The sequence below is a fragment of the Microcystis sp. M061S2 genome (assembly GCF_020245605.1).
Taxonomy (GTDB): Bacteria; Cyanobacteriota; Cyanobacteriia; order Cyanobacteriales; family Microcystaceae; genus Microcystis.
Genome location: NZ_JADBUP010000102.1, coordinates 63,354 through 75,173, shown reverse-complemented (window position 1 = coordinate 75,173; position 11,820 = coordinate 63,354). Strand labels below are relative to the sequence as shown.

At 51.7% G+C, this 11,820-nt stretch carries 8 protein-coding genes and 1 pseudogene; 4 read left to right on the top strand and 5 right to left on the bottom strand.

The features are described from left to right. Positions 1-1,172, bottom strand: a pseudogene (locus tag IM475_RS17635) (methylase); the annotation flags it as partial. Positions 1,173-1,437: 265 nt separating this feature from the next. On the opposite strand from IM475_RS17635, the gene IM475_RS17630 reads away from it, so the two are divergent. From IM475_RS17630 to IM475_RS17620, 3 genes are all read left to right on the top strand, one after another. Then, positions 1,438-1,956 (top strand): ProQ/FinO family protein, encoded by a 519-nt coding sequence (locus IM475_RS17630; protein WP_287728563.1) that lies wholly within the window; start codon positions 1,438-1,440, stop codon positions 1,954-1,956. A 360-nt stretch (positions 1,957-2,316) separates the two neighbouring features. Next, on the top strand, positions 2,317-2,778 hold the full coding sequence (locus tag IM475_RS17625; protein ID WP_287728561.1) for a four helix bundle protein: 462 nt from the start codon (positions 2,317-2,319) through the stop codon (positions 2,776-2,778). Between the two features lie 47 nt (positions 2,779-2,825). Continuing rightward, entirely contained in the window at positions 2,826-6,617 is a 3,792-nt protein-coding gene (locus IM475_RS17620; RefSeq protein ID WP_287728559.1) for a hypothetical protein, read from the top strand. A 124-nt stretch (positions 6,618-6,741) separates the two neighbouring features. On the opposite strand, the gene IM475_RS17615 is transcribed toward IM475_RS17620, so the two are convergent. From IM475_RS17615 to IM475_RS17605, 3 genes are all read right to left on the bottom strand, one after another. Continuing rightward, positions 6,742-7,038: a hypothetical protein gene (locus IM475_RS17615; protein WP_287728557.1), complete on the bottom strand. Its 297-nt coding sequence runs from the start codon at positions 7,036-7,038 to the stop codon at positions 6,742-6,744. After that, positions 7,035-7,631, bottom strand: a complete 597-nt coding sequence (locus IM475_RS17610) for a nucleotide-binding protein (protein WP_287728555.1) — start codon at positions 7,629-7,631, stop codon at positions 7,035-7,037. Before IM475_RS17610 ends, IM475_RS17615 begins: the two co-directional genes overlap by 4 nt. Before the next feature lie 1,084 nt (positions 7,632-8,715). Further along, a complete protein-coding gene (locus tag IM475_RS17605; RefSeq protein ID WP_287728554.1) occupies positions 8,716-8,886 on the bottom strand; it encodes a hypothetical protein in 171 nt (56 codons plus the stop codon). A 418-nt stretch (positions 8,887-9,304) separates the two neighbouring features. Here IM475_RS17605 and IM475_RS17600 point away from each other — a divergent pair, with 418 nt between their 5' ends. Then, positions 9,305-9,841, top strand: coding sequence for a hypothetical protein (locus tag IM475_RS17600; RefSeq protein ID WP_287728553.1), 537 nt, complete (start codon positions 9,305-9,307; stop codon positions 9,839-9,841). 332 nt (positions 9,842-10,173) lie between these two features. Here IM475_RS17600 and IM475_RS17595 read toward each other — a convergent pair whose 3' ends face one another. After that, the gene (locus tag IM475_RS17595) at positions 10,174-11,502 is read right to left on the bottom strand and encodes a hypothetical protein (RefSeq protein WP_287728552.1); all 1,329 of its coding nucleotides are present in this window, start codon (positions 11,500-11,502) and stop codon (positions 10,174-10,176) included. Positions 11,503-11,820 lie beyond the last annotated feature (318 nt).

The following is an 11,820-nucleotide window of genomic DNA, read 5'->3' as shown; positions in this document are numbered from 1 at the left end:
TTAATGGATTGCGGTTCGTAGGCTTCATAGATTCCCTCTCCTAACTCGCGGCCCGCTCCGTTCCAGTCGATGGTGTCATAAGCTACCTCGACAGTCTCATTGCTCTCCTCTATGCGAGGTGGTACATCTTTCGCAACCTGAGGGGCGGTGCTTGTCGGAGCAGCCTTGATTGAAACAACTGGTGCTTCGAGCTTGAGCGGTGCTGGCTCTGCTCCGTTACATTTACTCAGTCGCGTTTCCGCCGTTACATCGGCCCCCTCCCGCAGCGGCACCGAACTCTCAATCTGCTCTAGGAGTTGAGGTAGGCTCAAGCAGCCATCGACGATAATTCCCCTATCATCCTTCGGCTTCTTGTCAATGACCGTGAGTCGCGTCTCAATCGTTGTTCCGTGTTTGGCGTAGGCTCTCCCTTCAATCCCCGCAGAGAAGGCGACGTGGGCAAACTTACTTAGTCGCCCGAAATAGATTGCCCAGTCTGGGTTGTGAGGAGAGAACCAGTTAGCGGTAATTACCACCAGCCTCCCTCCTGGTTGCAACCGATGGAGCGCCGAGATGATATGCTGCCACGTCGCCAGAGGATTACGCTTCTTGACTTTTGGACTAACCGAAAAGGGAGGATTCATCAGGATGGCAGTCGGCCTAATAGCAGAATCGAGATAGTCATCTATTTGTTCGGCGTTATGACTGCTTAGTGGTGCATCTGGGAACAGTTCCCGCAGATTGCGCCGTCTCCCGTCGTGAATCTCGTTCAGAATGAGTCTGGCTTCCGCCAGTTCGGCAAAGATCGCCAGCAGGCCATTGCCAGCACTGGGTTCTAGCACCGTGTCGCCGCGCCTCAACTGCGCTGCTCTATTGACCACATATCCCATCGGCAATGGTGTCGAGAACTGTTGGTAGAGATAGGAATCCTCCGAGCGGCGGGTGTGGGTAGGAAGTTTGGCTTGAAGTTCTGAGAGCCACTGGAGGGCTTGGTGGCCATCACCAGAGAGGAGCTGTTTCCCATACTTTCTTAAGTAAAGAACCAGTCCAACCTCCAATGCTTCATAAGCATCCTTCCACTGCCAAATCCCGTTGGCATCTGTCCCGCCCATCTCGCGGGTCATCAGTTGAGAGAGTATTGCCGTAGTTACCGGAGATTCCTCTGCCAGAATGCGAGCGATTTCTTCCCCCACAGGAATGAGGGGCGTTCCAACCCTTCCCCTAGTATTAGTTACAATAGATTTGGGTACAGCAACGGAAAAGGGTGCTGCACCAAATAGGTCTAACGTAAGTTGTATGCACTGCATGGCTTGTCCACATAATGTGGATTGTTGTGGCGCTAGCCATGTAAAGCGATCTGAGGGTTGGCGGTGGTAGAGGTAAATCCTGGCTCGCTATGGCCTATCAACGTTTGGCATAAAATTGACAGTAAGGATATTCAAACGGAGTAGAGAGATCGTGTCAACCGCCAATTCCACCAGTAAACCACAAATCGTTGCCCTGCGTCGCCGGGAACCCGATGCCGCTCCGAAAACTGAAGAGCCGAAACAAAAAGCAGAGAAGCAGACGCAGAAAAAGAAGGGGTCAACTACTAAACCTAAAAAAGAGCAAACTAAAACAGAACAGAAGCAACCTGAATCGTCGAAAAAAAGGACTCCCCTGAAGGCGATCATTAGAGAGCTTATAGCTCTATTTCCCAATTGTTTCACGTCAGACCCAGCTTTAATCAAGCCCCTCAGAATGAACATTCACGTCGATATTCTTAAAAGAGCCGAATTTAGACGGCGTTCCCTCTGGGCGGCACTCGGAATCTATACCAGCTCTCCTCACTACCTAGAAGCAATCCTGAGAGAAACTCATCGGATCGACATCGATGGCAATCCTATCGAGGAGATATCTGAAAAAAATAAGCAGATTGTTGCAATGAGGTTAGCTCAAATGAAGGAGGGCAAACAGGATGATACTAAGGAAACGTAATTCACCATCGCTAGAAGGCGACGTGTTGCAGTAAGCAGGTTGTTATTCAAACCAGATCGTCGAAACCTTTCTACTCAGCCGTTCCTTCCTACGCCTCCATTCTTCCATCTCCTCAGCAGCATCCTCTTCGAGCCAAGCGATTTGCTCTGGCGTAATGCCGCTGTCAAGTAATTTCTGCCGAAACTCAGGGCGGACGCATCCGTCGGAAAAATGAAGTCGGTTTAGAGATTCAAGAGACAACATGGGGTGAACTCTCCATAACTGTGGTGATGCCTCTTCTATGGTAGCCCCGCCGTCTAATCGCGTGGGGTGCAAGAAGAGATTGGTTTTAACTGAGGAATAATCTGAGAGGTTCTCCCTATGAACGACGAAATCCCTGCCACCAAACGCCCCATCATCGACCACAAAGAATTACGGGTATATCAACTGGCATTCGATGCTGCCATGACCGTTTTTGACCTAACGGCAAAGTTCCCTGTAGAAGAACGCTACGCTCTCTCTGACCAAATCCGCCGTTCTTCCCGCTCCATCTGCGCTAACCTTGCGGAAGCCTGGAGGAAACGGCGCTACGAAGCTGCCTTTGTCGGTAAACTCAACGACTGTGAGGCAGAAACCGCAGAGACTCAAACTTGGATCGATTTTGCCGTCGAGTGCAACTACATCTCCAAGGAGAAGGGTGAAGAACTCTACACCACCTACAATCAGGTTCTCGCAGGACTGGTGAGCATAATTCGCAACCCTGCACCCTGGTTGCTAAAACGACAGCAGAAGGAATCGAAGAACGTTGAGCCACGCGGACCGGCTCAGTCTGCGCAATTCTAGTTCGCTACGCTTTTGTAGCTAGGTTTTTTTAGGTTTTACCAGGTTTTATGGCAGGTTTTATGCTCACCCTGCACCATTTCGATACCACCACTCGTGTGGGACTCGAACTTACTGAAGCCATTTCCTACTGCGTTGCCAACTACCTTTTCCCGAAGGCTCACTTCTCAGTAGGACATATTAACCTCGACACTACAGAACCAAAGCACCTAAGCCCATACTGTGGGCAGTCGCTCCAGTTCTCTTCGGGACAGCGGATGTACTTCAGCGACCAGCCGATTGGGGAACTCCTCTACCCTACTCCATCGGATCGGGCAGCCTATGGGAGTCTTCCTTTCACGCCGTGTAAGTCGTTCCACGAACTACGCCGGATGCGCGTTCTCGTCATCGACCATGAAACTGGCGATAGTAATGGAGTCTTGAGCGATCGCCAGTTCGCCAGAGAGTTGGTCGGTGACTGTTGGGGCAAGATGAGCTTATCGTTGGCAGAACAATTTACTTCCCGGACCGATACGCCGATCCAATTTCGCCTCGGCATCCGTCCTCAGGAAGGAAACGACCACTACCGTATCGCCAAAGGAACACTTGCTCCCGACGGTCGAATTGAACGACTGGGTGGAACTATTGAGGTCGCAGCAGATTCGACTGTGGCACGAGAGCTTAACTTCGGACAGTATGACCTCATCTTTGCCACCAGTATGTTCAAGGGGCGCAAGGGAGCGGAAGCGATCGCTCCAGGGAGTTACCTTCTCGACCTCGGCCTCGGTGTCAAAATCGAAGCCGAATATGGGCGGCAGAAACTCGGCGCACAGGTTTTAGTCAACTATCCCGTTGGGGTGACTCAGGACATCCTACCCAAGCTAGAAATTAAGGCACAACAACTGAAGGCTGCCCTCGGTTCTCCCCATGCCCTAGCCCGCGAGTTCATCACCTACTACGAAGAGAAACAAGAACAGCGCACAGCCCGGGAGTCTGGCTTCGACCTCTTCGGAACTACCTTTGATGCCCTTTTCGATGCTGAAACTGACCCAGAGGGAATGTCCCGAGAGGAGACGCTCTATGCCATCCTCAAGACGGATCTCGCTCACTACGGGCAACTGTTGGAACACCCCTTTGTCATTGATGAACTGAAATCCTTTGCCCAAAACCGCTGGACAGAACTCGCCTACTCCGGCGGCATCAAATTCCACTCCGCCCTGGCACAACCCTGCAACAAACTTGCCGATAACGAGGTCTGCGTTCCCCTCATGCCTGATGGAACTGAACTCATCCTCACCCGCTCGCCTCTAGTCAACAGCAATGGGGTCATCATCCTCACTAACCGCCACATCCCAGAATTGATGAGCCTCCGCGGCTGTCTTCATATCAACCCAGTAACCGCCGCCAAGCACTTACAAGCTGACTTTGATGGCGATCGCCTCGCCTTTGAACGGGCGGATAAGTACCCCGCACTGGCTGCTGAGATTAAGGAGAAACTCCTCCCAGAAAAACGCTATCCCGATGTCGTGAAACGGCATAAGGTCGCCTACCACGGTTCATTTGAAGAGATAGCCCTCCGCTGCGCTCACAATGACGTGGGAACGATCGCCAACCAGATCATGCGAGCCGTCTCGATCTACAACGATACTCTGAACCGCCCCACCACTACACTGCCGAACTACCTGAAGCAGGTAGCCCGTTACTATGCCCAGCAGTGTGAGCAACTGAGGGAGGGAAAGCTAACTATTTCCAACCACTACCACCAGCCGATGCAGGAGATTGCTCGCCATGCCGGGAAGGAATCTCTGTCTGCCACTGACACCCAGGACGTACTGACCCACGTCCGCACCATCCAGCACCAAATCGTCTGCGACCTCTCCAACGAACTCCAAGTAGCCGTTGACGGGCCAAAGAGTTCGGCACGCCCTAACATGGTACTCTTTGAAGCCTGCAAACGGGTTGGCAACTGCATCCCCGTATCCTTCATCAAGGATAAGAAGAATGACGCGCTCTATCGCGATGAACCTGCCACTGCCAGCACCTTCTGTCCAGTCGGCATGATGGCTCGCTTGGTGAACCAGCACTTCGCCCAAGTCCACCTCTCCTCCCGCCCCATCCACCTCTTCCGCCGTCTCTTTCCCGAACCGCCACTAGGATTGAACGAGATCGGCAGGGAGATTAAGGAGGCATACAACGAGAAACTCTCCTCGGTTGCTGCCCTGCGCGATGCGCTCACCCGTGACCCAGAGCGCAGGCTTCCCCACCTCACCCTGGAACACAACCGCAAGGAGATCGCCATAACTCACCTCGATGCCTTCCCCACCTTAGAGTTACTCGCCAATTCCCAGAGTCTCGACGTGCGGCTCATCCCTCGCCCTCCCAGCATTAAAGATGACATCCCGAACCATCTCTTCGCCCAAGCTCTCATCAATGGACAAACCTGCATCCTCGGTGCAGTTTCCCTCGCAGATTCCCACGGTTCGCAACTAAAGGCAGGCATGAGATTTGACGGTGCCACCGTCTCAATCTGCCCCGCAATTACCGAGTCTCGCATTGAAGCGGGATGGCGCAGCTTGCGAAGCTATGTGGCGATGGTGCGTAGCGAACACTCACCCGAAGAGCGTCGCCACCTGGCGGCCGCTCTCTGGCACGCGGCACACACCAAAGATGAGTACCGCTCGAAGAAGTCTGTTGTCGCCTTCAGCCTCTTTCCTGAAGAGTCCCTCAATCAACTCAAGGAACTCCAGTTTCGAGAGCTCCAGGTCATTGGACTTCAGTACCCGACCAACCAACACCGGGGACACCACTTCGACCAAGGACAGGTCATCGCCGAGGTGGTCGAGCAGCCGATTGCCGCCAAAGACGGCAGCATCACCATCAAGCGGGGCATCGCCATCGAGGGCAAATTCCTTGCTCCCTTCCAGCAGGAGTCGCCCAACTATTCTGTCGGCACTATCTTTCACGCGGTGGTAGAACTTGCTCCACCCGCCTCCGCGATCGCTACTCTCTCTGACGGTACAGAACTTGAGATCCGCAAAGTACCTCGTTTTTGCCATGCAGGAGTGCGCTTTGAGTCACAGTCAGCATCGCTGACCATCGAATCGACCCAATACGGACTCCTCGTTTCACTTAACCGTTCTCCCTTGGGACTCTTAAGCCCTCAAAGTGCGGACATGATCCGCAGTCAGTACGGAGCGCAACTCTCTCGTGGCAAGCAACCAGTTCTCGATGCCACCCTTACCTCAACTCCCAGCAACACGGCGATTATCCGCGCCGATCCCTCTTCCTTCCAGTCTCCTTGGCAGATTGAAGCGCGTCGGTTGGGCGAAGAACGTGAGTTAGGTGGGGAACTTCCGGTCGAAAGGGTGCGAGAACAATTGCGCGCTCAGTACATCGGGTATGTAGGAAGAGCCTATGAACTAAACCCAGAGCTTGCCCCTGGACTTGCCCTCGATCTTCAGGTCGCGCAGTTGGCCAATACTGATGGTCGTACCCTTGCCGAAACAGCCGCCCTCCTCAGTACCAGTGATGTTCTATTGAAGATACGACCTGAACCTAGCTCCCCTGCGTGGGAATCATACGAGGCGCACGCGAGGCAGTACGTGTTGGAGGTCATTAAGATGAGTGATGGAGGATATCAAGAGCGATTGGCATCGCTACCAAGGGTGGAAAACCTCGACAAAGATGCGCACTGGCGGGACAGGTACCTCAGCTATGCCGATCGAGTTCGACTCGCCAATCCGTTCGTCCTCGACAGTGAAGAACTCGACCGGCAGGTTGCCGCTTTGTTACACGCTGATGGTCGGAGTCCTGATGAGGCGGCAGCGATTTTTAGGGCAAGGGATGCTTTGCTTACGCGGTGACTTGGGCTTTGTTCTCCAAAATCGTCGGAATATGAGGCATCCGCTGGAGTGCTCTCATCCCTAATTTTCTGGTTTTACAGCATTACTGTAAACCAGAAAAATGGCTTTCTGGTTTTTTGGTCAACTATCTTTCTGGCAAACCGAATTTATTTTTCAGAGCCTCCGTTATTTCAGCCGTCAGGCTAGTGCCTTGGCGTTTTGCTTCAGAAACCCAATGACGGCGCCAGGATTCAGGCACCTTGATACTCAGGTTGACTTGCTTATTTTCGGAAACATCAGATTCATTGCCAGCGGTTTCCAAAGGTGCGCTTTCAGCGAACGTGCTTTCTGGTTTTCCTTCTTGTTCGTTAACCAGTAAACCGTCTTTCTGGCTTTCTGGCTTTCTGGCTTCTCTAATTAAATCGCCGTATTTTCCGCTCATTTGAGAATCTCCAGAATTTCATTGCCAAGGCTTACATAGTCTTTCCACGCTTCTTTAAAGCGTGGTTCATTTATATCCCTAATCGGAACACCCGCGAGGGCTGCTTTGGGAAACCCGACCGTTCTTCTGACCATTGTTGTAAAGACAGGGACTCCACCATCTTCAAGCTCTTTTTGCATTAATTCACCTTCTCGGCTGGGCTTCGGGGGAATGATGGCAATTAAAGCCCGATAGTTGGCATCGCCAAGGTCGCGGGCTGTTTCCAGCATGGGCTGTAAACTCAGAACGTCTGGTGATGTCGGCAGAACGAGCAGGTCACATCCCTTGGCAAGTTCTTTAAGATCGTCCGTGTTGGGACGCGCAGGGGTATCGATGACCGCGTATTCTGAATCGCGAATCATTTTCATCGCCTGCCGTTCATCGGCAACAGTGAAGGGAACGCTTCCCCTATCTGCCCAGGCGATCGCTGTACGGTTGGGATCTCCATCCACGAGGATGGTTTTGCCTTTTTCACTAAAGAAGGTGGCGAGGTGTATCGCTGTAGTGCTTTTTCCTACCCCGCCCTTATATCCTGTGACGGTAATGATCTTCATTGGCTTTCTACCTTTCTGGTAAGCTGGTTTTCATTAAAAACAGTTTACCAGTTAACTGGTTAAACAGAAAACCCTTTTTCTGGTATGTAAGAAAGCAGTAAATTCTCTGCCCCCGGAAAGGACGCAAGAAAGTGTTATCGGCGCGATGAGTCACTGTGTTACAATGGTAGTACGGGCTTATCCCGTAGCTGCTTTGTTGTCTCAACGTATAGACGAGCGGCTTCTTTATTTGGGAGGTGGGGGAATTCCAGGGAGCGGTCTTACCAACCGTGAAAGGAATGTGGAGTAATCGCCACTTTATCCTCTGCACCTGTAGCGCCGGATGCCATGCTAAGTGGCTCGTCCGGTGCGAGGGAGGCTCAGATGCGTAAACCTGCCGAAGGCAGCTAATTCTTCTGTTCTATCCCATTCCTAATTCGTTATTTTCTTGAGGTTTTTGGGTTGTCGGCCAGCATCTGCCGAGCCATTGGTTTCGTTCAGACCTGCGCCACAACCAATACCCGAAAGGGTACATAGGTTTGACCTTGGGCGACGCTGACAGACTCTTCCGTACTAGGAAGAGCCGTGTTTGGTGAATAGGTGAAAATCCTAGCAAGGGGGCGTGGTCTCTTTTTCGAGATGTGCAACCTTGACCCGCGTGGGGAGTTCGGCTGTGGTGACACATCCGACCGAGGCTTTTTGACAAGCCCCGGCGTTCTCTGGAAACAGGGACGGTGAATAGCTCAACCATGAGAGGCGCGTGAGTGCTTGCGGGTAAGTACGTTTAGAGGTGAGCTTGAGTGGGAAAAACCCACAAGCTGGTAAGCTCCTGCTTGTAAGTTCGAGGAGCTGAAATCGGTCGCAATGGCAATGCCCCAAGGGTACGCCAAAGGCGATCGCAAAATGTAGCTTGTGGTGTCTGCCGTCTTAACGGCTACCAACACCTGAGAACGTTCAACACTTAACACTAAAGCGGGAAGGACTGGGGAGGCCGGAGGTGATTACTTCGGAAGCTCGTTGTCACGAGTCGTGATTCCTCAGTCTGGGAGCGGGGAGCAAGTAGGATTCGATCTTCGGAACGAGCGGTGTTCGAGGCAGAGCAGTCTCAACCCGTGCGGTCTCGCCAACTGGTAATCGGTGAGGTTAACGCAGACGAAAGCTCTGACAGGGGTAAACCCTTCCAAATAAGAAGCCCGACTCGTCCACTGCGGGGAATACCACCACTTCGGGAGGAGTGACGGAATTCCCTTGGACGCTCGGCATCATCTTCACTCATCTGGGCGACAAACAATGCTTGTGGTCTAACGTCTCGTTTTCACGAGCGTTGTTACGTCTATATGAGAACTTACTATCTCTTGTGGGTCACAGGGGTTAGTTAACCGTGCTTTTTGCACAATACGAGGTTTTATCCATAAGGATTACCTATAAGGTTTGGTTTTGGCTTTTGGTGAGTTGGACTTGCCATCTAACCCACTGAAAATTCAGCGCCCACTGGCAAAGGTTTCAGGTCGTTGGTAAAGTCAGAGCCTGTTTTTCACACAAAGGTTGGCCAACTGTGGTTCGCCCGTTTGGTTTTTCCATCGTGCTTTGAGAATTGAGCCGTTAATCAATTCTCACTTTTTGACAGAGGCGGTAGAGTGTTAACGCCCCGTTAACATTTTGAGTCTCAGGTTTTTGATGAAGGTTCATAGAGCGTGAAGTTTGTCTGCGGCAGCAGCGCCGAACTGGTCGTGCGCGTAGTTACCCTTGCCTCGCGCTTTGGGTACTTCCATGTCGTGCGGGGTCGGATTCCGAAGCACAAAGACCCGCAGCGGGTTGACCGGAAATTGATGGTCAAGTACGGGGTCGAGCGAGATCGCATGAAAGCGATGCGGCGGCATCGCCAGGGAATTGCTAAGGTCAAGTACCTGCGGTGGCGAGATCTATTCTTGCTCCTGGCGACAGATGGCGAGAGTCCCCTCTTTCAAGAGGAGCGCCCGGTCGATCTCCGAAAGAACCCCGTCCGCATCGGCGACTATACGGTGAGGGTCATTGACGGCAAGCCATCTGTTCGATTCTCAGCGCGATGTTACAAACGCCTTCGAGATCAGATCCTCGCTTCAGCTTTATCACCGAAGGCTGACCGACTGCTTGCAGTGCCGCGACTCAATTTCAAGGGTATCTTCAAGCAACTGCGACGGATCGAGCGGATGCTTCGGAGAAAGCGCAAGAGGGCTGGTTATCGTCGATAAAGCCACTACTATAGTATTATACGAAGAGAGCAATCGGGAGATGCTTGTTCCACGCCTTTTCGGGAAAATCGCTGGCAAATCTGGCGATGTTCCACGTAAGCTTAAGCACCTGATATTCATTCACAAACATCCGTGGAACACCTCTAGAAACTACCCCTTTAAAGGGCAAAAATTCGTGGAGCATACCACATTTGGGGGTATTCTTGGGTACTTATCCGTATAGTGTATTACAAATTAGCGACCTCCGTACCACAAAATGTTAACGCCCCGTTAACATTCAGCACCCGATTCATTTCTCCCCCCATGTTTCAACGGGGAGAAGTTATTTGGGGTCAATCTGGCGGTCTCCACTTAAGCTTGAACCTTTCCAAATTCTTGAGCAGATCTTCCTGAGAATAGGGTGCGGTTTCCGTGTTTTGCCTCCTCTGCTCTCTGAGCCGGTGGTGCCGATGTTTCTCTTTCTGCTTTTCAAAGGCATCCAGTGCTTGGGTAAGGTGATACTTTACCCCACCAAAGACATCGGCGGGCTTTTTTGCCGTTGCCGCGTGTTCGACAACGAAGGAAGCCTTCTCTTGTCCAAGTCTTTCTAAGAGTTCGTTGGCTATTTTGAGATCCTTTTTGAGGAATATCTTTGGCTCAATACCCTTCGCTTTCCAAAACCGAACAACGAGTTCTCGCTGTTTTTTTTCCTCTTCGCTCAGTTCATCTTTCTGGGGAAGGGCTTTTCGCCCGCTCGCCCTCGCCTCAACCTTCCCCCTTGTGAATTTGTCAAATTCTTCCAGAGCTAAGGGTCCAGGAATCAGTTGCATCTCCCAGTCGAGCCTTCCCACTTCATCTTTGAATTGCTGATACCCAACACTTTCTAAGTATCCTGAGTTCTTATGGTGTCTAAGCACCTTGTACATTTGTTTTTTGACCTGCTCCCATTTCAGATACCTTGTCTGAGGCGCATTGCGGCAGAATTCAGAATAAGTATATCTGGCAAACGGCCTGCCATATTTCAGACAGCCGAATACTTTCGGAGTCACCAGCTCGTAAAATCGCTGTGCCATAGGAGGCAGTATTTGTAGGTACTCGTAGTTCAGAGGACGAGTACCGACGCTGTTTAAAAGCCAATGCCAGGGGTCGGAGAGTACAATCCAAGTCCGATCGGCGCGGGAACCATTGGGGAGTTTCTCTCCTCTGAAGAATACAGAATATCGCGTGAAACATCCTTCAAAACAGTCCTCGCTCCCGTCCTTGAGGATGATCGTCTTCTTAATTTCAAGTCCCGCCAAGGCATTCTGTTTGAGGGCATTTCGGATTTGGCGCAATGAATGCCCACTGTTATCACGACCCAGCACTTTGGCGATCTCGCTTATCGTTCCCAAGGGGATATATTTGGGTTTTTTAGTCCCTGCTTTGTCCAAGAGTCGGTCAATGTAGAGTCGGTCAAGCTTATAGGCCAACTCCCCTGGTGCTCCATACTGGGCGTTTGCCGTCACCCTCCAAAGAAGCTGATTTCCATCTTGGTCAACTCCTTCAATTTCGATTTTCTCCAGAGTATTATTTTTGCCTCTTCCCGTGAGTCTATGCAAGGGAAAGTCTAGAAACTCTCGTTCTACCCGAATCGGCATGAGCGGGATGACTTTTCGTTCTGTCTTTTGCTTTGGCGTTCCCATACTCACCCCTATCGCTCGGACACACACTTATAACCCCCTTTCAAGCCGCGTGTGTCTAGATGTCTTATTATTGTCTTATAGTCTACAAGCGGTTTTGGCAACGATTTCATGAGGTTATGTCATTAATCGTCTCCCGTAAGTCCGGTAACTGTCTCCCGTAAGTCCGGTAATCGTCTCCCGTAAGTCCGGTAATCGTCTCCCGTAAGTCCGTTAACCGTCTCCCGTAAGTCCGGTAATCGTCTCCCATAAGTGCGGTAACGGCTTGCCGAAGCCTGCAATCTGCTACCCGCGAGAGTAACGCATCAGTCCCATGCTTCC